Here is a 19,887-nt window from a genome sequence, read left to right on the forward strand (position 1 = left end):
CCATCAACCGGCTTGGCAAGCCCCAGCCCCAAAACCTCTTCACCTTCCAATATCAGGCGCTGGCCGGGGCAAGATCCTCACCACCGGGTTCCGGGGTTACATCTGCTCCATAGTCCGAACCGGAGCGGCGCCGACTGCGGCGGCCAGAAATCCGGCAAGCAACTTTTCCTGCCAGCCTGAAGAACGGCTTGGACATCTTCTGCGCCTTGTCGAGGCGGCCAAGCCAGTCCTCTCCAGCATCGAGTTCCTTGTCCAAACGGGACATGGTTCGCGGCATTCCTTCATCCGCTTCATCGAGCCAGACGCGAACGACGCGGGCAAAGGAAATCGCCAGCCCCTGGGTGACCAGCTTGCCCTTCACGCCAGGAATTTGAATTCCGGCTGCCGCCAGCATCCAGTTCTGGGAATTGACCGCCATGCGGTTCAGGTGAAGCAAGAGGCCCGGATCGCAGAGCGCAGCTTTTTCAAGGGTCCGGAGAGCCTGCTTATGCGGCGTCAAATGATCCAGCCGGGTCATCAAAACATCGAAAAGCCGCTCACGGGCAGGCTGATCGGACATTTCCGGATCTGCATCATCGAGGACCAGCCGGTCGATCTGGGCGACAAAGGCTTCGATCAAGTCCAGCCGCGAGCCGAAACGGGCGCGCAGATCCGAGAGCTTGACGCCAGCCTCTTCAGCGATCAGCGGCAGGCTGACCTCCTCATAGCTGTGCCGGGACAGGAGATCGAGGAAGGTAGAAAGGATCTTCTCGTCAGTCTTGGCAGTTGCCATCACACACCTCCGGAACACTGGTCGTCTGGGTATGTCCTCAAGATAGGAACGAAAAACGGCTCCGGAAAGGCATTCCGGAGCCGTTCATGGATCTGGTCTGATTTTATCGCCTTAGCCAGCGAGTTCCCGGGCCCGCCGGGCAGCAGCTTCGACCGCCTTGTTCATCAAAGGCTGAAGACCATCATCTGCCATCAGAACGGCAAGGGCTGCCGCTGTCGTGCCATTTGGGGAAGTCACGTTCTGGCGCAGGACGGCAGGCGTATCATCGGACTGATACATCAATTCGCCAGCGCCGCAGACTGTCGCTTCAGCCAATTCGCGGGCAAGAGCCTCAGGGAGACCGGCAACACGGCCAGCTTCCGCGAGGCATTCCGCCAGCAGAAACACATAGGCAGGGCCAGAGCCTGATACCGCTGTCACCTGATCGATCTGATCTTCGTTTTCCAGCCAGACAACCTTGCCGACAGCGCTGAGCAGATTGCCGATGGTGTCCTTCTGACCCTCAGATACCTTGGAATTCGGGAACACGGCGGTGATGCCACGACCAACCATGGCAGGCGTGTTCGGCATGGACCGGGCAATGGCGATGTCGCCAAAGGCTTCACGGAACCGGCGGATTGGCGTTCCGGCAGCAACGGACACGACCAGCGTGTCCGCCCGGACACAGGTTTCGAGGCTTGGCAGTACCGCATCCATCAGCTGCGGCTTGACGGCCAGCAGAACCAGGGACGGAGACAGATCAGCAGAAGGCTCGGTGACATGGCGGATGCCATGCTTGGAGAGAAAGTCCTGCATCTCCGGTCCCGGACGCGGATCCGAGACCACAATGCTGGCCGGGTCCATGCCGTCAGCCACCCAACCCGCCAGCATGGCGCCGCCCATCCTTCCCGCACCAACGAGAAGGAAAGGCCGTTCCTTGGTAAAATTCATGCTTCGCCCACTGTTTCGAACAATGCCGTTTCCACGGCTTCCGAAGCAGTCTTACCGGCCCAGATGACAAACTGAAAGGCCTGGAAGTAGCGTTCGCAGCTTTCCAGCGCATTGGAAAGCATGCCCTCGATCTGCGCGGGATTGGCTTCCGCCCCCCCTGCCAGGAGGAGCGACTGGCGGAACATCACTAGACCTTCCTGATTCCACAGATCGAAGTGGCCCATCCAGAGCTGTTCATTTGCCAGCGCCAGAAGGCGGACGATTTCAGTCTTGCGGGCTTCCGGCACCTTCAGATCGAAGGCACAGGCAAGGTGGAGCGCTTCCAGTTCTTCCATCCAGGAGAAGGAAATGTGGTAGTCGCACCAATATCCGCCGACGGTGATCGTGATTTCATCGTCGTTTGACCGCTCGAACATCCATTCGTTCAATGCCGCAATGGTTTCGATGGTATCGACAGGATTGCCGGGTCGCTCGAAGTCGATTTCGATGAGGCTCATGATGTCCTCTCCCCTATCGAGCCGGAGGCGATCGGTATCACCAGGAAGATGACCTGACCGATGCCGGCGGGAAAAACCCCAGTGTCCCAGATGTTCCCCGTTATGCCTTAAGGCAAGCTGAAGAATCTCTGTACCTCTAATATAAGGTCAACAGAGTGTTAATCATAAGTTTCCTGAAAGCAAATTCCGTTGAAAGTTGTGGACGATACCGTCCCGCAGCAAAGCTGCACACGGTCAGAAGCAGCAAGGGCGCAACTTCTGACCGAAATCGGAAAACGTGCAATCAGTCAAAAAAGACTGCTATTCGGCAGTTTTCGGAGCTGCTTTGGCCTTGGAAGCAGACTTGGCTTCAAGGGCTGCAAGACGGGCTTCCAGCTCTTCGATCCGGTCGAGAGCCCGCACAGCCATGTCCTTCACAGCCTCGTGTTCTTCCCGGGAAACCAGGTCCATATCCGAGAGAAAGCGTTCGGCCTGGGCGCGGAAGGCGGTTTCAACTTCGCGGCGGGCACCCTGAGCCACGCCGGCAGCATCGGTCATCAGCTTGGCGAAATCGTCGAAAAGACGGTTGGGACCCTGGGACATGGCGAACTCCTGAGGTTCAGACTAATCTGACCACACACCTAGGAGGCTTTGCACGGGACTGCAAGCGGTGATGCGTGCTCGCTCCCAGACTTGACGCCGCAGGGGCGAATAGGCCAGCGTCTGGCCGCCCGCCTCAAGGCTGCCTATCTGTCAGGCGACAAGCGCAAGACACTCTGGAGAATAAAGGCCAATGCCGCTTTTTGTGCTGCCGTTTCCGGCAATCGACCCGGTCCTGTTCGAGATCGGCCCCTTTGCCCTGCGCTGGTATGCCCTTGCCTATATCGTCGGGATCATCCTCGCCTGGCGCTACATGCGCAGGCTGGTGCTGGACGACAAGCTCTGGGGCGGCAGCAGCCGTCCGAGCGCCCTCGACCTGGATGACTTTGTCGTCTGGGGAACGCTCGGCATCATCCTTGGCGGACGGATCGGCTATGTGCTCGTCTATAATCCCGGCCAGTACCTCGCCAATCCCCTGGAAGTGCTGGAGGTCTGGACCGGTGGCATGTCGTTCCACGGCGGCTTCCTTGGAACTGTCGTCGCCATGTTCCTGTTTGCACACCGCAGAGGCCTGTCGATCCTGAGACTGTTCGACCTGGCAGGCACCGCAGCTCCCATTGGCCTGTTCTTTGGCCGCATCGCCAATTTCATCAATTCCGAACTCTGGGGCCGGCCGGCGGATGTGCCCTGGGCCGTCGTCTTCCCCAATGGCGGTCCGGATCCGCGTCACCCCAGCCAGCTCTATGAGGCAGCCCTTGAGGGCATCGTGCTCTTCATCGTTCTGCGGGTCCTCTCGCACAGGTTCCAGATGCTGCAGCGTCCGGGCTTCATCGCAGGTGCCTTTTCCTGTGGCTACGGCATTGCCCGCTGCGTTGCTGAATTCTACCGGCTTCCCGACGCCCAGATCGGCTATCTTACAGGCGTGCTGACCATGGGCATGCTGCTCTCCGTTCCCATGATCGTGGCCGGCATTGCGCTGATGGTCTGGGCAGCGCGCCGCCCCGCAACCGAGAGCGCCGCATGACAGCGGGCAAGCTGAAGGAGCGGCTCATCCGCCGGATCGAGGCGCAGGGCCCGATGACGGTCGCCGAGTACATGACCGCCTGCCTCGCCGATCCCGAGGACGGCTACTACAAGACCCGGGAGCCTTTCGGCGCAAAGGGTGACTTCATCACGGCTCCGGAAGTGAGCCAGATGTTTGGCGAGCTTATTGGAGCCTTCTGCCTGGCGGCCCATGAAAGGCATGGCAACCCGTCCTCCTTCCGGCTGGTCGAAATCGGCCCCGGGCGGGGCACGCTGATGGCCGATCTCCTGCGCATGGCATCGCTCCGGCCGGACTTCCTGAAAGCTGCAGATCTCTGGCTGGTCGAAACCAGTCCGAGATTGAGGCAGATCCAGGAGCAAACCCTGAAGAAAGCGGGCTTCACGCCCTCTTTTGCCGACAGGATCGAAGACGTGCCGGAAGGGCCGATGCTGCTCGTCGCCAACGAGTTTTTCGATGCCTTGCCGATCCATCAATATGTGAAAGCAAGGGAAGGCTGGCTGGAACGGCTGGTCGGCACAGGGCCAGACGGCTCCCTCCAGTTCGGCGCAGGGACTGCACGGCTGCCCGATGCAGATCTGCCCCCGCATCTCCAGGAGGCGGAGCCCGGCACCATTCTCGAAACACAGCCAGCGTCAAACGCGATTGCAGAGACAATAGCGGCAAGACTTGTGCAGCAGGGGGGAACGGCCCTCTTCATCGACTATGGCTATCTGAAAACAGCCCATGGCGACACGCTTCAGGCTCTGCGCAACCACAGTTATGACAATGTCCTGTCCCATCCGGGAGAGGCGGATCTGACCGCACATGTGAACTTCGAAGCACTGGCGTCCGCTGCCCGGAAGGGCGGCGCAAAGGTCTTCCCTCCCCTCACCCAGGGCGAGTTCCTCCTGCGGCTCGGACTTCTCCAAAGAGCCGGTACCCTTGGCGCGAAAAAATCGCACAGCGCACAGGAAGAGATCAGGGATGCGGTCGAAAGACTTGCAGCCCCGCAGCAAATGGGCGAGCTTTTCAAGGTTCTGGCGATCAGCGGCAATGCCGGATCGCTCGTGCCTTTCGACGATTGAAAACAGTCCCCACTCAGGGAGTAGTCCTCATGATCGAGGCAAAGGAACTGAAGTTTCCCGGAATTTCACACGGCTTTTTCACCCGTCAGGGCGGCGTTTCGAACGGCATTTATACCAGCCTCAACACGGGCCTGGGATCTGATGACAACCGGTCCGATGTTCTGGAAAACCGCCGCCGCATTGCCGGGCAACTCAATGTCGATCCATCCCTTCTGGTCACGCCCTATCAGGTCCACTCGCCCGATGTGATCCATCTGGACGCCCCCTGGACGGAAGATCAGGACCGCAAGGCGGACGCTCTGGTCACAAGCACACCCGGCCTTGCCATTGGCGTTTCGACCGCAGACTGCGGCCCGGTTCTCTTTGCAGATCCCGAAGCCCGGGTCGTGGGCGCAGCCCACTCAGGCTGGAAGGGAGCCGTGACCGGTGTTCTGGAAAACACGATTGCCGCCATGGAAAAGCTCGGCGCAAAGCGCGAGCGGATCACGGCTGTTCTGGGGCCAACGATTTCCCGCGCGGCCTATGAAGTCGGACCAGAGTTCCAACAGCGCTTTGTGGACAGCGACGAAGGCAACAGCGCCTATTTCTCGCCTTCCGACCGGGCTGATCATCACTTCTTCGACCTGCCCGCCTTTATCGTGAACCGGCTGAAGACTGCCGGCGTTGGACAGGCCGTCAACCTGGACCTTTGCACCTATGCGGATGAAGATCGTTTCTTCTCCTATCGCAGAACCACACATCGCAAAGAACCCGACTATGGCCGCCTGCTGCATGTGATCGTTCTAACCGGAGATTGACCATGGCCCTGCACTTCAGTCCGGAAGAGTTTGCCGCCCGTTTCGAGCGTTTGAAGACACGGATGGAAGAAGAAAAACTGGATGCCATGCTGCTCTTTGCCCAGGAGAGCATGTACTGGCTGACCGGCTACGACACCTTCGGCTTCTGTTTCTTCCAGTGCCTTGTGGTCACCCGGGAAGGCCGGATCGTGCTGCTGACCCGGTCCGCCGACCAGCGGCAGGCGCGGCACACTTCGAACATCAAGGAAATCCAGATCTGGATCGACCGTGGTGAAGCAAGCCCGGTCGGTCAGCTGAAGGATCTTCTGTTCGAGATGGATCTGCTCGGCGCCCGCATCGGCGTTGAATATGACACACACGGCATGACCGGGCGCGTCGGGATCGAACTGCAGGAGCTTCTGACCAGCTTCGCCGAACTGAAGGACGCGTCCCAGATCATCCCGTTCCTGCGCGCTGTGAAGAGCGAAGAGGAAATCGTCTATATCCGCAAGGCAGCGGAACTTGCGGATCTGGCCTATGAGGCCGGAATCAGAGAAATCCGCCCCGGCGCTGATGAAGGCCGGATCCTCGCGGCCATGCAAGGGGCCGTTCTGGAAGGGGGCGGCGACTATTCGGGCAATGAATTCGTCATCGGCTCCGGCCGGGACGCCCTCCTGGTGCGCCACAAGAGCGGCCGCAGAACCCTGCAGGACAACGACCAGATCACCCTCGAATGGGCAGGCGTCTACCGGCATTATCATGCGGCCGCCATGCGCACGGTCGTCGTCGGCACGCCGACCAGCAGGCATCTTGAACTCTATGACGCGGCGCGCGAGGCCCTGACTGCCGTCGAGGGACGTCTTTATCCCGGCTCGACCTTCGGAGACCTCTTCGACATTCACGCCGAGGTTCTCGACAGCCACGACATGATGCCCCACAGGCTCAACACCTGCGGCTATTCGCTTGGGGCCCGTTTTGCTCCGAGCTGGATGGATCCGCCCATGGCCTACAAGGCCAATCCCGCGGTGATCACACCCGGAATGGTGCTGTTTCAGCACATGGTCCTGATGGATTCCTCTGTCGAAACTGCCATGACCCTCGGTCAAACCTACCTGATTACCGAGGATGGGCCACAATCCCTGTCCTCCCTCCCTCTCGACCTGCCGATCAAGTCAGGCTAAACCACTAGAAAATTCGGCAGCCCTTGTGATTCCGGAAGGCATCGCGGACAGGCAGCCGGCAATGTTGCGAGCCGAAGCCAAGCGAGCCCAAAGCGCCCATGCCAAATGTTCTGTCGTTCCGCCGTTTCTCCAAAGCATCCGCAGCGGCCCCGTTCCTGTTCCGCGCCCTGGCAATCGGAGCAGCCTTGACCGTTGCCGCCTGCCAGACCCAGCCGGAACCCCGTCCGCTGTCTGGCAAGCCCTCTCCGGCCCTCACCCCGAGATCTGCCGCTCCGGCCGTTCCTGCCGCTGAAGCCACCTTCGCTTTCGAACCCTTTACGGGTGCGCCGGGCAACATTGCCGATGAGCTGTCCAAGTCGATCGGCAGCCAGGCTCGCGGTCAGGGCCTGACACTCGTGCGCCGGGTCGGCGCAGACGCGACCTACCGGGTCAACGGCTATCTGTCCGTCACCGGCGGCGCTTCCGCCGTGACCCTCTTCTACGTCTTCGACATCGTGGACAGCGCCGGTCTGCGGCTGAAGCGGGTCTCCGGTACCGAGGATCTTTCCGGCTCCACGGGCGACCCGTGGGAAGCCGTCGACGCCTCGGCCCTTGAGCGCGTTGCCGTTCGCTCAACGGTCGAGATTTCCGCCTGGCTCAACCGAAAGTGACTTCCTCGCTGGCTAATTGCCTGAGGTGCGTTAATTAAATTCCGAAAAGCGCGAAAACAGCACAAGCACGTGGTTGTCGGAAGGCCAACTGGTTGTTACAACGCCGCCGCCTGCCACACGCAGACAAGGGCGCAATGAGACGCTCGGCTTTATCTTAACAGGGACCTCATCGGAGTGCTTTCAGTCCAAGGATTGACCGGCAAGCACTCCGGACATTGACGTCACACCAGAAGGACTTGCGGCTTATGAAGATCGTCGCGGGCAATTCCAACCGGGCCCTCGCTGAAGAGATTTCCAAGTATCTGGATGTGCCCCTGGCAAAGTGCCAGGTCCGCCGTTTTGCCGATCAGGAAATCTTCGTTGAAATCCAGGAAAACGTGCGCGGCGAGGACGTCTTTGTCGTCCAGTCGACCAGTTACCCGGCCAACGACCACTTGATGGAACTGCTCATCATCATCGATGCGCTGCGCCGTTCCTCTGCCCGCCGCATCACGGCGGTCATCCCCTATTTCGGCTACGCCCGCCAGGACCGCCGCGCTTCCGGGCGTACACCGGTTTCGGCAAAGCTGGTCGCAAACCTGATCACCAATGCCGGTGCCGACCGCGTTCTGACGCTCGACCTGCACGCCGGTCAGATCCAGGGCTTCTTCGACATTCCGACCGACAACCTGTTCGCAGCGCCCGTCATGACCCGTGACATCAAGGAACGCTACGCGACCGACAACGTCATGGTCGTTTCCCCGGATGTGGGCGGTGTGGTTCGCGCCCGCGCCCTTGCCAAGCGCATCGAGGCACCGCTGTCCATCGTCGACAAGCGCCGCGACAAGCCTGGGGAATCGGAAGTCATGAACATCATCGGTGATGTGAACGGCTACGACTGCATCCTCGTCGACGACATCGTCGACAGTGGCGGCACGCTCTGCAACGCTGCTGAAGCTCTCCTGAGCAAGGGCGCGAAGTCGGTAACCGCCTATATCACCCACGGCGTTCTGTCCGGCGGCGCGGTTGCCCGCGTGTCCTCTTCCAAGCTCAAGGAACTGGTCATCACCAATTCCATCGAGCCGACGGCAGCGATCACCGCAGCGCCAAACATCCGGACGATCTCCATCGCTCCGCTGATGGGCGAAGCGATCAACCGCACGGCCCTCGAAAAGTCGGTTTCCAGCCTTTTCGTCTGAGACCGCAGCAACGAAACGGAAAAAGCCGGTGCCAAGCGCCGGCTTTTTTGTTTTCCTTCCCCCTGCACTGCCTTTCCAGCGCAAAACCCAAGGAGCGCAATAAATGCCACTTTCCCTTGAAGCCACCATTCTGGGCGTTTTTGCAGGAAAGCCGGAACAACGATGGGAAGGCAAAGAGCCGAGTGCAATCGGCAAGCTGCCGGTTGAGGGGCCGCAGCGCCTGACCTTCACCGGCCTTACGAGCGATCAACAAGCGGATCTGAGAGTCCATGGCGGACCGGAAAAGGCGCTGCATCACTATGCGGCAGACCACATGAGCCACTGGCAGACCCGGTTTCCCGACAAGGCAGACCTTTTCCGTCCGGGCTGCTTCGGCGAGAACATCTCGACCGAGGGCCTGCACGAAGACAATCTCTGTCTTGGCGATGTGCTGACCATGGGCACGGCCACCGTGGAGATCTGCCAGGGCCGACAGCCTTGCTGGAAACTGAACCTGCACACGGGAATTGCCGCCATGGCCCCATCCTTCCAGAAATCCGGAAAGACCGGCTGGTACTATCGCGTGCTGGAAGAAGGAAATGTGGCAGCAGGCGACAAGGTCAGGCTGATCCAGCGCGACTATCCGCAGTGGCCCCTCGCCAGGCTCATCAGCGCCCGCTTCAACCCGGCGCTGGAACCGGAGACGGCTGCTGAACTGGCAGGCATGAAGCCCCTGGCAGAAAGCTGGCGGGCTTCCTTCCAACGCAAGACCGATCGTGGCTACGTGGAGAATACAGACAGACGGCTCAAGGGCGTCTGATCAAGAGCGGCACTCACTGAGAGCCGCAGAGGCGCGGTGCCGGCTTCAAGATGACCGGCACCCGCTTGGCCTCAAGGATAGAGGTAGTACTTGTCCCAGTCGCTTCTCGGGATCTTTTCACCGACCGTCCAGTCGAAGGACACCACTGTCCGGTGATCCTTTTCCGTCTGGCAATGATATTCCAGGCGATACCATTCCTCATTCTTGCGGAACACCGCGCCGGGCGCATCAATCCGCTGGGTGGAGTAGACCGGGTCTTCAAAGGTGTAGGCAATGACCTTGTCTGCATCGAGCCGGTTCATGGCCTCCACATCACAGCTCTGCTCCAACTGCTCGGAGGGCGGCACCCGGTCGTACCCGTTTCCGGCCATACCCTGAGCCGGAAAAGCGGCCATGCCGGCAACCAGACCGGCCGCGACAAGCGGAACTGCCCGGATCGCCTGCCTCATCTCTTTGATACGAGATCCTTGGATCCGTTTGTTCTGCCCACTGTGCGTCATCAATCAGCCTCGCTATCAAACAATCCGACCGTGCAAGTGAGGGTGAAAAGAGGCCTGAATGGGGCAGCCTTGAGACCCTGATCATGGTTCTCCGCATCTGTTTCCAAATGACGCAGCGGCTTTCTCAACCCTTCCGACGTGACATTTTCAACGTAAACCTTGCTCTTCCGCGCACCTTCGGCTATTAGCACCCCCGCGCGCCTGCACCCCTGGAGGAGGCGCAACTGGACCGATTCCGGAGCAAGAGCATATTGCTTGCGTTACGCCGGTCCATTTTCAATGAATCCGAAGGAGTTTTGCCATGGCTGCTAGCTATGAGCTGAAGGCATCGGCACGTAACCTGGTGGGCAAGGGGGCCGCTCGGGCACTGCGTCGCGATGGCCTTATCCCTGCTGTTATCTACGGCGACAAGAAGCCGGCCCTGCCGATCACCATTCCGCTGAAGGAAACCACGCTTGCCCTGCACAAGGGCGGCTTCCTGACGCACGTCGCGACCATCGAAGTCGATGGCACCGCGCACCAGGTCATCGCCAAGGACTACCAGCTGCACCCGGTTCGTGACGAACTGATGCACGTCGACTTCCTGCGCGTTGGCAAGGGCACGACCCTTACGGTCGAAGTTCCGGTTCACTTCATCAACGAAGAAACCTGCCCGGGCATCAAGCGCGGCGGCATGCTGAACATTGTCCGTCACACCGTAGAAATGATCGTTCCGGCTGACGCCATCCCGGAAGCTCTGGTCTTCGACCTGGCCAAGGCTGAAATCGGCGACGCCCTGCACATTTCTGCAACGTCCATTCCGGCCAACTGCCATCCGACGATCACCGACCGTGACTTCACGGTTGCCACGATCGCTTCCCCGGGCGGCGCCCAGGAAGAAGCAGAAGCTGAAGGCGAAGAGTAATCTTCCCTGTCACATCGGCGGGAGGCGACCCCTTCGTCTCCCGTTCTTTGAAAGGCGGCCTGTCCGCCTTTCTTGCTTTCCGGACACACACTGGATCACCAGAAGCGGGGAAATGCCATGCGATTGATCGTCGGCCTCGGAAATCCCGGCGCCAAATACGAGCGCAACAGGCATAACATCGGCTTCATGGCCGTGGATGAGATCCACCGCCGCCAGTCCGGTTTTTCCCCCTGGCGCCCCCGTTTCCAGGGGCTCGTGTCCGAAGGCCGGCTCGGCAGCGAGAAGGTCCTCCTGCTCAAGCCTACCACCTACATGAACGAATCCGGCCGTGCCGTTGGCGAAGCCATGCGCTTCTTCAAGTCCGAGCCCGTGGATGTTGTCGTGATCTACGACGAGCTGGACCTGCCTCCTGCAAAATTCCGCATGAAGGCTGGTGGCGGCCACGGCGGCCACAATGGACTGCGCTCCATTTCCGCCCATATCGGTGACACCTACCGCCGCCTTCGCCTTGGTATCGGCCATCCTGGTGACAAGAAGCTTGTCTCCAATTACGTCTTGGGCGACTTCGCCAAGGTCGACGCCGAGTGGCTGGAGCCGCTGCTTGCCCAGATCGCCGACAATTCCGACATGCTGGCGGAAGGCAAGGACAGCCAGTTTGCAAACAAGCTCACCCTGGCGCTTGAGCCGGAAAAAGCCCGAAAGAGCGCTCCACGCCCCGCTGCCCCCTCCCCCTCTTCTGCGGCACCGGCCGCATCTGCCGGGGTTGCCAAGCCGAAAGGCCAGAGCCATATCCGTCAGGCTCGCACCACCAAACTGCCACCGCTGCCGAAGTCCGGTCCGATGGCAGACATGCTGAAGAAGCTGCTCGGCAAGTCAGAGGAAGACTGACCCAAGAGCTTTCGCAGCCAGGAACACCACGGAAAAGGAAAGCAGACATGCAGAGAGTCCTCATCGCCCTTCTAGGAACCTTTCTGCTGCTCTCCCCTGTCCAGGCCGCCGATGATCAGGCGAAATCTCCCGGTTCCGAGCTGTTGATGGAAGCCTGGAACACAGGCGCTGCGGACGCCTCCGCGTTTTCGACCGAGTTTCTGCGGGCCGTGCCTCATGACAAGCTGAAGGCCATTATCGAGAAGCTCGAGAAGACCTATGGCAAGGCCGAGGACATCACCGAGGAAGGCGACGAAGGCCGCTACCGGATCTCCACCAGCGGCTACACGATCGAGGTTCAGCTGGCCCTCAACACCGCCGGCAAGATCAACTCGCTTCAAGTCAAGCAGATCGCCTCGCGAGCTTCGCTGACCGATCTTCTGGGAGATCTGCCTGAGCTCGCAGACAACGCATCCTACCTGCTCCTGAAGAACGGCGAGCCCGCCGGCACCTACCGCGAAGACCGCAAGCTGGCTATTGGCTCCGCCTTCAAGCTGTTCGTCCTTGAAGCCCTGAAAGACAGCATTGCAGCCGGCAAGCTCGACTGGAACACGGTTCTGACGCTGGAGCCCGGCCAGGTGTCCCTGCCCTCCGGCATCATGCAGGACTGGCCAGAGGGGCAGCCCGTCACAGTTCAGACCGCCGCAGTCCTCATGATGTCCCAGTCGGACAACACGGCAACCGATCTCCTGATGGACCATATCCCTCAGGAAAGCCTTGAGAAGATCTCCGGCCAGATCCCCTTCCTCAAGTCGCGCCAGTTCTTCCAGCTGAAGGCTTCCACCAGCCTCGCCGGAGCCTATGCCACCGCCCCTCTGGATAGAAAACGCGAAATCCTCAGCGGTCTCGCAGACCTGCCTCTGCCGGATGCGATCCGGGTCACCCCTTCCTATCAGGAAGGCATCGAGTGGTATGCCAGCGCTTCGAGCCTCTGCAAGTCAATTGACGCGGTCAAGGACATTCCCGCGGTCCAGGTCAATCCGGGCAACCTGAACAAGAAGGACTGGAAGTCCATCGCGTTCAAGGGCGGCAATGAGCCGGGTGTTTTGAACCTCACCTACGCATTGACCGCTCAGGACGGAACCGAGTGGTGTTTCTCCTCCACCTGGAACAGCACATCGGCTCTGGCTCAGGACAAGATCCTGACCGCCGTCAATGGCATTCTCCAGAAGCTGCGCGACGAGCAATAGGACCGGGAATGGGAGGCTACCCTTGACCTTCCCGCTTCCATCCGGCACATAGCGGCAACGTTTCACGCCATTCGAATGAAAGCGATCACCCATGGGTTTCCAGTGCGGCATCGTCGGGCTGCCCAATGTCGGCAAGTCCACGCTCTTTAACGCGCTCACCAAGACCGCAGCCGCTCAGGCCGCGAACTATCCGTTCTGCACCATTGAGCCGAACACCGGCGAAGTGGCGGTTCCGGATCCGCGCATGGAAGCCGTCCGCAAGATTGCCGGGTCCAAGGAAATCATCCCGACCCGCATCACCTTCGTGGACATCGCCGGCCTCGTGCGCGGAGCCTCCAAGGGCGAAGGCCTCGGCAACCAGTTCCTCGCCAACATCCGCGAAGTTGATGCCATCGTGCACGTGCTGCGCTGCTTCGAGGACGATGACATCACCCACGTCGAAGGCAAGATCGACCCGATCGCCGATGCCGAGACCGTGGAAACCGAACTCATGGTCTCCGACATGGAAAGCCTTGAGCGCCGCATTCCGCCGCTGAAGAAGAAGGCTACCGGTGGCGACAAGGATTCCAAGGCCGTTCTGCCGATCATGGAAGCTGCTCTTGCCTTGCTGCAGGACGGCAAGCCGGTGCGCAATCTCAAGCTGGACGATCTCGAGGAGCGCAAGATCCTTGAAGGATTGAACCTTCTGACCTCCAAGCCGGTTCTCTACGTCTGCAACGTGGAAGAAGCCTCTGCCGGCACCGGCAACAGCCTGTCTGAAAAGGTTGCTGCCATGGCCAAGGAACAGGGCGCAGGGTCCGTCGTGATTTCAGCAGCCATCGAAGCCGAGATCTCCCAGCTCGACAAGGAAGAACAGGCCGAGTTCCTGGAAACCATTGGACTGGAAGAACCGGGTCTCGACCGCCTGATCCGCGCAGGCTACGACCTTCTCGGCCTGATCACCTATTTCACGGCAGGCCCGAAGGAAACCCGTGCCTGGACCATCACCTCTGGCACCAAGGCTCCGGGTGCTGCCGGCGTGATCCACTCGGATTTCGAACGCGGCTTCATCCGTGCACAGACGATTGCCTATAACGACTATGTCAGCCTGGGCGGTGAAACCGCTGCCAAGGAAGCCGGCAAGGCTCGTGACGAAGGCAAGGAATATGTGGTGAAGGACGGCGACATTCTGCTGTTCAAGTTCAACACCTGACCGCGTCCCGCCGTCACGACAAGATCAGGATCAGCCGGGCATGCCCCGGCTGATTTCATTTAAGGCCATGAACCTCAAAGCCGGGCAATCTGAAGACGGATCGTTTCGGCATGCTCTTCCGCCTTCTTCTGAGCGGCGGTCTTCTTGATGGCTTCCGTGGTCTTGGCCTTGCGCATACTGTTCCAGTTAAGAACCATGCCGGCACATGTGGCGTTCTTCCACATCACCTGGCCGACAACGGGCGCGCCGAAGCTTTTCACGCACAGCAGAACTTCAGAAGGCAGGTCCATCAACCCCTCGCCATCAACGCGGCAGCCGCTGCGGCTCGCATTGGTGATGGTGCAGGGAAAGCTGTGCTTCCGGGACAGATCGGTCAGAACGGCTTCGACCGTTACCGGATGCCGGGTCTCCCGGCGCTTGTCGCGATTGCTGTTTTCATCCGGATCGAAGACAACTGTTGCATAATCCGACTTCTTGCCGGTGATCTTGCCCCTCAGGAAACCGTCGTCCCCCTCAAGGCGGATACCGATATTCTTGTTGAGGACCCCCAGTTCGGGTCCCATGAGCTTGCATCCCCAGTCGCTGAAATTGACCGCCAGCGCCTGAATGCAATTCAGGCTCTCAAGATCAATGACGGTAACAGGAAGGGCATTCTGGTCTGACGCATCACCGTCCGAAGCGGTCTGCACGTTCATCACACGCTCGCAATCATCTAATATCAATGAATGAAATCTAGAGACGCGAGTATGAAGACTTCTTTACAATCAAAAGCTATCTCCAGAAATATCTCACGCCCTCGTTGATCGTCTGTTTTCCTTGACAGCCTTGTTGCAGAAGGACATTTCTCGGCGCAGCAAGCCGGAGCCTTTCCCGGCCGCCTGACATTCCAGGAGCTCCCATGTCCTTCGTCATTCCCGAACCCGCCCGCCCCAGTTTGCCCATCAAGGGCAGTGATGACCGGTTTCCTGTCCGCCGGGTCTATTGCATCGGCCGGAACTATGCGGCCCATGCCGTCGAGATGGGCCATGATCCTGACAGGGAACCGCCCTTCTTCTTCCAGAAGAACCCGGACAATCTGGACAGTACAGGCACGTTCCCCTATCCGACCGAAACGTCTGATGTGCATCACGAGGTGGAACTGGCTGTCGCTCTGAAATCCGGCGGCGTCAACATTTCCGAAGAAGATGCTCTTGCCCATGTCTACGGCTATGCGGTGTCGCTCGACATGACGCGCCGCGACTTGCAGGCGGAAGCCAAGAAGCAGGGCCGCCCCTGGGATATCGCGAAAGCTTTCGAGAAGTCGGCTCCTGTCGGAGCCCTTGTTCCGGCAAGCTCCATCGGCCACCCGCATCAGGGCACGATCCGGCTCGTGGTCAATGGCGAGGAACGTCAGACCGGCGACCTCAACCAGATGATCTGGAAGATCCCGGAGATGATCGCACATCTGTCCAGGTTCATCGAACTTGCCGCTGGCGACGTTATTCTGACAGGCACCCCCGCCGGTGTCGGCGCAGTGGTTCCAGATGATGTGATGGAAGCGACCATCGACGGCTTCGAGCCCCTTATCGTCACCGTCCGTTAAAATGCAAAAGCGCGCACCGGAGTTCAGACCGGATGCGCGCTTTGAATATCGTGGTCTGATTATTCAACCACGAACAGGTCGACAACGACCGAAGATTTCCGGCGCCCGCCTGCACCGACGAACACCATCCGGTTGACCCAGTCATACCGCGGGTCGCCGGTTTCCAGTCTCGCCTGCGTGCGCATGTAATAGTTCGCCGGGTCCACGTCCTCGCCGCGCCCCACAGCAGCCATCACATCCGCCGGTCCATGGCGATAGCCGAAATTCCGGATTTCGATCACCGCGCCATCGTCCGTCTCGAAGGCATAGCGCGTATCCAGCTCGGCAACGCCATCGGCAAAGATGGTCTGCCAGTCGGCGCCAACATTCAGGATCTTGCCCCGAATTTCCGGTCCTTCAATGGTCCCACCAATGATCGGAATGATCCTGCGTTTCCCCGCCATGCCCTGCCCCATCTCCTGAATGGGGGCCAGCTCAACAGTCAGCGTACAGAAATATCTCAGCTTCGGCTCGAGCATCCGCGGCCCTTCTCCGTTCATGTTTCCACCCCTGCCAGGCGTTTCAGCATGCCGATCAGGGCGGTCCGCTCATCATCGGTCAAGGCTTCCGCCAGACGGGCTTCGCTCAAGGCGATCTTCGGCTTGATGCCGGCATACCAATCCTCGCCGGAGGGCGAGAGCTCATAGGCAAGCTTGCGCGCGTCGCCATTCACGTCCCTGCGCCGGACGCGGCCATCGGCAAGCAGCGGCTTCAAGGTCGTGGTGACGACAGAAGCGGAGGTCTGCATGGCCTTGCAGATCTCGGAGTGGGTGATGCCCCGATTCTCATTGATCAATTCGGCGATCATGAATTGCAGCGGGGTCACTTCGTCCTGATCAAAGACCTCCTGAAACGCTCCGTGGCCTCGATTGACCGCGTAGCGCAGAAGATGACCCAGAAGGTCATTGAGCTGTCCGTAGTTCACGTTGGGCATAAGACGAGAGAAGCCTCGGCGTTTCCAGATTTCGTTCTTTTCCGCGGCTGGGACACGGTTTTGATTTCCAGCAACTCAAGCAGGCAACAAGGCCTTGCAGCAAAGGCAAGGCCAGTTCACCCTTGTTCTCGCTGCGTCAGGAAACACCAACGACCGGACCTCCGGCACCAGCCGCAACCAGCCTGACGTTTCCTCAATGAGCCATTGGTCTATGCCGGACAGAGAGAACGTTTACAAGATAAACAATATCAAGTATCAGAAAAAGCAGTTTAGGACGCAAGGGAGGATAGAATGCGGCCTTTGACTATTGCAAGGAATCTCGCGCTGGGTGCTGCAGCACTCACGCTGGCCACCACGGCTTCTCTGGCACAGGAGGTGACGCTCCGGCTGCACCAGTTCCTGCCGTCAGTTGCCGTTGTTCCCGCCAAAATTCTCAAGCCTTGGGCAGAGAATGTCGAAAAGGCCTCGAACGGCCGTATCAAGGTAGAGCATTACGACGCAATGGCGCTGGGAGGGCGCCCGCCGGAGCTTTACGATCAGGCACGTGACGGTGTCGTCGACATCATCATGACGGTGACCGGTTACACGCCGGGCCGCTTCCTCAAGACGGAAGTCTTCGAACTGCCCTTCATGATGCGTGGCTCCATCGCCACGTCCAAGGCGTTCTGGGAATACACCGAAACGGAACTGCAGAATGAGGAATACAAGGACGTGAAAGTCCTTGGCGCATGGGTTCACGGCCCTGGCGTCATTCATTCCGCAGCCCCGGTCAACAAGCTGGAAGACATGGCCGGCAAGAAGGTGCGCGGCCCGACCCGCGTCATCAACGACCTTCTGAAGGAAGTGGGCGCCGTGCCGGTTGGCATGCCGCTCCCGGCAATTCCCGAGTCCCTGTCCAAGGGAGTGATCGAAGGCACGGTTATCCCGTGGGAAGTGACCCCGTCGATCAAACTTGCCGAACTGGTGAAGAACCACACCGAGTTCTCGGGTGACGAAGCGCTCTACACGGCGACCATCGTCATGACCATGAACAAGGACCGCTACAACAGCCTTCCGGATGATCTGCGTGCGATCATCGATGCTGAATCCGGGATGAAGCTCAGCACGATGGCTGCCAAGGAGATGCTCGACGGCGATGCGCCGGGCCGGGCAATCGCCGAGAAGGCCGGCAACAACATCATCACGCTTGATGAAGCTGAAGTTGCCCGCTGGAAGGAAGCATCCAAGCCGGTGATCGACCACTGGGTTGCAAGCGTCAAGGAACGCGGTATCGACGGCAATGCAGTCATCGAGAAGGCCAATGCCCTGATCGACAAGTACCAGACCCAGTAACGTCCAGACAGACAGGAGCGGGCCGCGAATGCGGCCCGCAGCACGCTATGACCGTATTAATCGCTGGCGGTGGCATCGCCGGGCTTGCCCTTGGTCTGACCTGTCATCAGATCGGTCTCCCTTTCCGGATTTACGAAACTGTCAGCGAGATCCGCCCGCTTGGGGTGGGCATCAACCTGCAGCCAAATGCCGTGCGGGAGCTTTTTGAACTTGGTCTGGAAGACGGCCTGTCCGGCATCGGCGTCCAGACCCAGGAATTCGGCCTCTTCTCCAAGAAGGGCCTTGAAATCTGGACAGAACCGCGGGGAAAGTGGGCAGGCTACAGCTGGCCGCAATATTCCGTCCATCGCGGTCATCTGCAGATGCTGCTCTACAAGACGCTGATCGAACGGGCTGGTCCGGATTGCATCGTCACGGGGCAGCGCGCCACTGGATTTGAAAACACCGCCGACGGTGTGACGCTGCATCTGCGCTCCGCAACCGGTGAAGCCAGCTCCGTCACGGGCAGTCTTCTGATCGGAGCTGACGGCATCCATTCTGCAATCCGGGCTCAGATCGCACCGGGTGAAGGCGCTCCCAAATGGGGCGGCGCAGTTCTCTGGCGCGGGACCGCGCTGGCCAAGCCATTCCGCACGGGCGCAACCATGGTGATGATCGGGCACAAGACCCAGCGCATCGTCGCCTATCCCATATCAAAGCCGGATCCGGAAACGGGCCTTGCCGTCATCAACTGGATTGCCGAACTGACCTATGATCCGGGTGCGGGCTGGAACAAGGAAGACTGGAACCGGGTCGCCGACATCAACGACTTCATGCCGAAGTTCGAAGGCTGGACCTATGACTGGCTCGACTTCCCCGCCCTCGTGGCCGGAGCAGACCGGGTCTATGAATATCCGATGGTCGACCGGGATCCGATCGGCCAGTGGACCGTTGGCAAGGTCAGCCTGATGGGAGATGCAGCCCATGCCGCCTACCCGGTCGGCTCCAATGGTGCGAGCCAGGCCATTGTCGATGCGCGCAAGCTCGGAGCAGCCTTCCTGGAACACGGTGCAAGCGAAGACGCCTTGCAGGCCTACGAAGCCGAGATGCGGCCCGCGACAGCCAAGATCGTCCTGACGAACCGGGGCGCCGGCCCCGATGCCGTGCTTCAGGTGGTGGAGGACCGTTGCGGCGGATCGTTCAACCACGTCAATGACGTCATCTCCCAGGAGGAGCTGACGGCCCATGCCCACAAATACAAGGCGATTGCAGGCTTTGCCATCGACGCCTTGAACAGCCAGCCGTCTCTCATTCCCGAAGGGGCACGCTCATGATTGCAACAAGTCTTCCCGGGCGCTTCATCAAGGCTTTGGCCAGCGGCACGGCCTTGGCGGGCGGCGCGGTTCTGATCGCCATCGTGCTGATGACCTGCGCCAGTGTCACCGGCCGTGCCCTGTCCCAATTCGGACTGGGCCCGATCGAAGGCGACTTCGAACTGGTGGAAATCGGCATCGGCTTTGCTGTCTTCTGCTCCCTGCCCTGGTGCCATTTGCAGCGTGGACATGCCACGGTCGAGCTGCTGACCGGCCGCTTCAGCGCCCGGACCAACAAGTGGATCGATGTCATCTGCGACCTTCTGTTCCTGCTGATGGCTGCGCTGATCGCCTGGCGCCTCTGGCTCGGCATGCTGGACAAGAAGTCCTATTTCGAAACGACCTTCATTCTTCAGTTGCAAGTCTGGCAGGCCTATGCCGCCTGCATGTTCGGAGCTGTCGTGCTGACCATCGTCAGCGTCTATCAGCTTGGCTGCAGCCTGAAACGCGCCGTGGAGTGACCC

General features: G+C 59.9%; 23 protein-coding genes. 15 read left to right on the forward strand and 8 right to left on the reverse strand.

From position 1 onward, the window contains the following. Positions 1 to 52: 52 nt before the first annotated feature. The 4 genes from BUA94_RS11345 to BUA94_RS11360 form a co-directional block, all read right to left on the reverse strand. Positions 53 to 772: a TetR/AcrR family transcriptional regulator gene (locus BUA94_RS11345; RefSeq protein WP_073013118.1), complete on the reverse strand. Its 720-nt coding sequence runs from the start codon at positions 770 to 772 to the stop codon at positions 53 to 55. Positions 773 to 883: 111 nt separating this feature from the next. After that, positions 884 to 1,702, reverse strand: a complete 819-nt coding sequence (gene proC / locus BUA94_RS11350; protein ID WP_073013120.1) for a pyrroline-5-carboxylate reductase — start codon at positions 1,700 to 1,702, stop codon at positions 884 to 886. After that, positions 1,699 to 2,199 (reverse strand): type III secretion system chaperone family protein, encoded by a 501-nt coding sequence (locus BUA94_RS11355; protein WP_073013122.1) that lies wholly within the window; start codon positions 2,197 to 2,199, stop codon positions 1,699 to 1,701. Before BUA94_RS11355 ends, proC begins: the two co-directional genes overlap by 4 nt. 300 nt (positions 2,200 to 2,499) lie before the next feature. Further along, positions 2,500 to 2,781, reverse strand: coding sequence for an accessory factor UbiK family protein (locus BUA94_RS11360; RefSeq protein ID WP_073013124.1), 282 nt, complete (start codon positions 2,779 to 2,781; stop codon positions 2,500 to 2,502). A gap of 190 nt (positions 2,782 to 2,971) precedes the next feature. Between BUA94_RS11360 and lgt the strand changes: the two genes are divergently transcribed. The 7 genes from lgt (at position 2,972) to BUA94_RS11395 (ending at position 9,471) form a co-directional block, all read left to right on the forward strand. After that, positions 2,972 to 3,802, forward strand: coding sequence for a prolipoprotein diacylglyceryl transferase (gene lgt / locus BUA94_RS11365; RefSeq protein ID WP_073013126.1), 831 nt, complete (start codon positions 2,972 to 2,974; stop codon positions 3,800 to 3,802). Further along, positions 3,799 to 4,887, forward strand: a complete 1,089-nt coding sequence (locus BUA94_RS11370; protein WP_073013128.1) for a class I SAM-dependent methyltransferase — start codon at positions 3,799 to 3,801, stop codon at positions 4,885 to 4,887. Before lgt ends, BUA94_RS11370 begins: the two co-directional genes overlap by 4 nt. Before the next feature lie 29 nt (positions 4,888 to 4,916). Then, positions 4,917 to 5,684, forward strand: coding sequence for a peptidoglycan editing factor PgeF (gene pgeF, locus BUA94_RS11375; RefSeq protein ID WP_073013131.1), 768 nt, complete (start codon positions 4,917 to 4,919; stop codon positions 5,682 to 5,684). Between the two features lie 2 nt (positions 5,685 to 5,686). Then, entirely contained in the window at positions 5,687 to 6,844 is a 1,158-nt protein-coding gene (locus BUA94_RS11380; RefSeq protein WP_073013133.1) for a M24 family metallopeptidase, read from the forward strand. A gap of 98 nt (positions 6,845 to 6,942) precedes the next feature. Further along, positions 6,943 to 7,494, forward strand: a complete 552-nt coding sequence (locus tag BUA94_RS11385) for a hypothetical protein (protein ID WP_139251093.1) — start codon at positions 6,943 to 6,945, stop codon at positions 7,492 to 7,494. A gap of 245 nt (positions 7,495 to 7,739) precedes the next feature. Further along, positions 7,740 to 8,672 (forward strand): ribose-phosphate pyrophosphokinase, encoded by a 933-nt coding sequence (locus BUA94_RS11390; RefSeq protein ID WP_073013136.1) that lies wholly within the window; start codon positions 7,740 to 7,742, stop codon positions 8,670 to 8,672. Positions 8,673 to 8,775: 103 nt separating this feature from the next. Continuing rightward, the gene (locus BUA94_RS11395; RefSeq protein WP_073013138.1) at positions 8,776 to 9,471 is read left to right on the forward strand and encodes an MOSC domain-containing protein; all 696 of its coding nucleotides are present in this window, start codon (positions 8,776 to 8,778) and stop codon (positions 9,469 to 9,471) included. A gap of 71 nt (positions 9,472 to 9,542) precedes the next feature. Here the strand turns inward: BUA94_RS11395 and BUA94_RS11400 are convergent, their stop codons facing one another. Then, a complete protein-coding gene (locus tag BUA94_RS11400; RefSeq protein ID WP_073013140.1) occupies positions 9,543 to 9,920 on the reverse strand; it encodes a DUF930 domain-containing protein in 378 nt (125 codons plus the stop codon). A 352-nt stretch (positions 9,921 to 10,272) separates the two neighbouring features. Here BUA94_RS11400 and BUA94_RS11410 point away from each other — a divergent pair, with 352 nt between their 5' ends. From BUA94_RS11410 to ychF, 4 genes are all read left to right on the forward strand, one after another. Further along, positions 10,273 to 10,875, forward strand: coding sequence for a 50S ribosomal protein L25/general stress protein Ctc (locus BUA94_RS11410; RefSeq protein WP_073013145.1), 603 nt, complete (start codon positions 10,273 to 10,275; stop codon positions 10,873 to 10,875). 117 nt (positions 10,876 to 10,992) lie between these two features. Further along, positions 10,993 to 11,763: an aminoacyl-tRNA hydrolase gene (gene pth, locus BUA94_RS11415; RefSeq protein WP_073013147.1), complete on the forward strand. Its 771-nt coding sequence runs from the start codon at positions 10,993 to 10,995 to the stop codon at positions 11,761 to 11,763. A 47-nt stretch (positions 11,764 to 11,810) separates the two neighbouring features. Beyond that, a complete protein-coding gene (locus BUA94_RS11420; RefSeq protein ID WP_073013149.1) occupies positions 11,811 to 12,992 on the forward strand; it encodes a serine hydrolase in 1,182 nt (393 codons plus the stop codon). Positions 12,993 to 13,083: 91 nt separating this feature from the next. Beyond that, on the forward strand, positions 13,084 to 14,184 hold the full coding sequence (gene ychF, locus BUA94_RS11425; protein WP_073013151.1) for a redox-regulated ATPase YchF: 1,101 nt from the start codon (positions 13,084 to 13,086) through the stop codon (positions 14,182 to 14,184). 74 nt (positions 14,185 to 14,258) lie between these two features. On the opposite strand, the gene BUA94_RS11430 is transcribed toward ychF, so the two are convergent. After that, positions 14,259 to 14,879, reverse strand: a complete 621-nt coding sequence (locus BUA94_RS11430) for a PilZ domain-containing protein (RefSeq protein WP_073013153.1) — start codon at positions 14,877 to 14,879, stop codon at positions 14,259 to 14,261. A gap of 203 nt (positions 14,880 to 15,082) precedes the next feature. Here BUA94_RS11430 and BUA94_RS11435 point away from each other — a divergent pair, with 203 nt between their 5' ends. Next, on the forward strand, positions 15,083 to 15,766 hold the full coding sequence (locus BUA94_RS11435) for a fumarylacetoacetate hydrolase family protein (RefSeq protein ID WP_073013155.1): 684 nt from the start codon (positions 15,083 to 15,085) through the stop codon (positions 15,764 to 15,766). Between the two features lie 59 nt (positions 15,767 to 15,825). Here the strand turns inward: BUA94_RS11435 and BUA94_RS11440 are convergent, their stop codons facing one another. After that, complete coding sequence (locus tag BUA94_RS11440; RefSeq protein WP_073013839.1) at positions 15,826 to 16,284, reverse strand: DUF3237 domain-containing protein; 459 nt, start codon at positions 16,282 to 16,284, stop codon at positions 15,826 to 15,828. Between the two features lie 17 nt (positions 16,285 to 16,301). Beyond that, on the reverse strand, positions 16,302 to 16,739 hold the full coding sequence (locus BUA94_RS11445) for a MarR family winged helix-turn-helix transcriptional regulator (protein ID WP_073013157.1): 438 nt from the start codon (positions 16,737 to 16,739) through the stop codon (positions 16,302 to 16,304). Positions 16,740 to 17,030: 291 nt separating this feature from the next. Between BUA94_RS11445 and BUA94_RS11455 the strand changes: the two genes are divergently transcribed. From BUA94_RS11455 to BUA94_RS11465, 3 genes are read left to right on the forward strand one after another with little or no spacing between them, the layout of a single operon-like run. Further along, the gene (locus tag BUA94_RS11455; protein ID WP_139251095.1) at positions 17,031 to 18,071 is read left to right on the forward strand and encodes a TRAP transporter substrate-binding protein; all 1,041 of its coding nucleotides are present in this window, start codon (positions 17,031 to 17,033) and stop codon (positions 18,069 to 18,071) included. Positions 18,072 to 18,118: 47 nt separating this feature from the next. Next, positions 18,119 to 19,384 (forward strand): flavin-dependent oxidoreductase, encoded by a 1,266-nt coding sequence (locus tag BUA94_RS11460; RefSeq protein ID WP_073013161.1) that lies wholly within the window; start codon positions 18,119 to 18,121, stop codon positions 19,382 to 19,384. Further along, positions 19,381 to 19,884, forward strand: coding sequence for a TRAP transporter small permease (locus tag BUA94_RS11465; protein WP_073013163.1), 504 nt, complete (start codon positions 19,381 to 19,383; stop codon positions 19,882 to 19,884). Before BUA94_RS11460 ends, BUA94_RS11465 begins: the two co-directional genes overlap by 4 nt. Positions 19,885 to 19,887 lie beyond the last annotated feature (3 nt).

The sequence above is a fragment of the Roseibium suaedae genome (genome assembly GCF_900142725.1).
In the GTDB taxonomy this organism is placed as follows: domain Bacteria; phylum Pseudomonadota; class Alphaproteobacteria; order Rhizobiales; family Stappiaceae; genus Roseibium; species Roseibium suaedae.

What these genes read in the sequence shown, in the direction of transcription:
- BUA94_RS11360 (WP_073013124.1), bottom strand. Translation starts at nt 2,781, where the DNA reads ATGTCCCAGGGTCCCAACCGTCTTTTCGACGATTTCGCCAAGCTGATG.
- pth (WP_073013147.1), top strand. Translation starts at nt 10,993, where the DNA reads ATGCGATTGATCGTCGGCCTCGGAAATCCCGGCGCCAAATACGAGCGC.
- BUA94_RS11400 (WP_073013140.1), bottom strand. Translation starts at nt 9,920, where the DNA reads ATGAGGCAGGCGATCCGGGCAGTTCCGCTTGTCGCGGCCGGTCTGGTT.
- BUA94_RS11380 (WP_073013133.1), top strand. Translation starts at nt 5,687, where the DNA reads ATGGCCCTGCACTTCAGTCCGGAAGAGTTTGCCGCCCGTTTCGAGCGT.
- BUA94_RS11395 (WP_073013138.1), top strand. Translation starts at nt 8,776, where the DNA reads ATGCCACTTTCCCTTGAAGCCACCATTCTGGGCGTTTTTGCAGGAAAG.
- pgeF (WP_073013131.1), top strand. Translation starts at nt 4,917, where the DNA reads ATGATCGAGGCAAAGGAACTGAAGTTTCCCGGAATTTCACACGGCTTT.
- lgt (WP_073013126.1), top strand. Translation starts at nt 2,972, where the DNA reads ATGCCGCTTTTTGTGCTGCCGTTTCCGGCAATCGACCCGGTCCTGTTC.
- proC (WP_073013120.1), bottom strand. Translation starts at nt 1,702, where the DNA reads ATGAATTTTACCAAGGAACGGCCTTTCCTTCTCGTTGGTGCGGGAAGG.
- BUA94_RS11410 (WP_073013145.1), top strand. Translation starts at nt 10,273, where the DNA reads ATGGCTGCTAGCTATGAGCTGAAGGCATCGGCACGTAACCTGGTGGGC.
- BUA94_RS11460 (WP_073013161.1), top strand. Translation starts at nt 18,119, where the DNA reads ATGACCGTATTAATCGCTGGCGGTGGCATCGCCGGGCTTGCCCTTGGT.
- BUA94_RS11385 (WP_139251093.1), top strand. Translation starts at nt 6,943, where the DNA reads ATGCCAAATGTTCTGTCGTTCCGCCGTTTCTCCAAAGCATCCGCAGCG.
- BUA94_RS11430 (WP_073013153.1), bottom strand. Translation starts at nt 14,879, where the DNA reads ATGAACGTGCAGACCGCTTCGGACGGTGATGCGTCAGACCAGAATGCC.
- BUA94_RS11370 (WP_073013128.1), top strand. Translation starts at nt 3,799, where the DNA reads ATGACAGCGGGCAAGCTGAAGGAGCGGCTCATCCGCCGGATCGAGGCG.
- BUA94_RS11390 (WP_073013136.1), top strand. Translation starts at nt 7,740, where the DNA reads ATGAAGATCGTCGCGGGCAATTCCAACCGGGCCCTCGCTGAAGAGATT.
- BUA94_RS11420 (WP_073013149.1), top strand. Translation starts at nt 11,811, where the DNA reads ATGCAGAGAGTCCTCATCGCCCTTCTAGGAACCTTTCTGCTGCTCTCC.
- BUA94_RS11435 (WP_073013155.1), top strand. Translation starts at nt 15,083, where the DNA reads ATGTCCTTCGTCATTCCCGAACCCGCCCGCCCCAGTTTGCCCATCAAG.
- BUA94_RS11345 (WP_073013118.1), bottom strand. Translation starts at nt 772, where the DNA reads ATGGCAACTGCCAAGACTGACGAGAAGATCCTTTCTACCTTCCTCGAT.
- BUA94_RS11455 (WP_139251095.1), top strand. Translation starts at nt 17,031, where the DNA reads ATGCGGCCTTTGACTATTGCAAGGAATCTCGCGCTGGGTGCTGCAGCA.
- BUA94_RS11445 (WP_073013157.1), bottom strand. Translation starts at nt 16,739, where the DNA reads ATGCCCAACGTGAACTACGGACAGCTCAATGACCTTCTGGGTCATCTT.
- BUA94_RS11440 (WP_073013839.1), bottom strand. Translation starts at nt 16,284, where the DNA reads ATGCTCGAGCCGAAGCTGAGATATTTCTGTACGCTGACTGTTGAGCTG.
- ychF (WP_073013151.1), top strand. Translation starts at nt 13,084, where the DNA reads ATGGGTTTCCAGTGCGGCATCGTCGGGCTGCCCAATGTCGGCAAGTCC.
- BUA94_RS11465 (WP_073013163.1), top strand. Translation starts at nt 19,381, where the DNA reads ATGATTGCAACAAGTCTTCCCGGGCGCTTCATCAAGGCTTTGGCCAGC.
- BUA94_RS11355 (WP_073013122.1), bottom strand. Translation starts at nt 2,199, where the DNA reads ATGAGCCTCATCGAAATCGACTTCGAGCGACCCGGCAATCCTGTCGAT.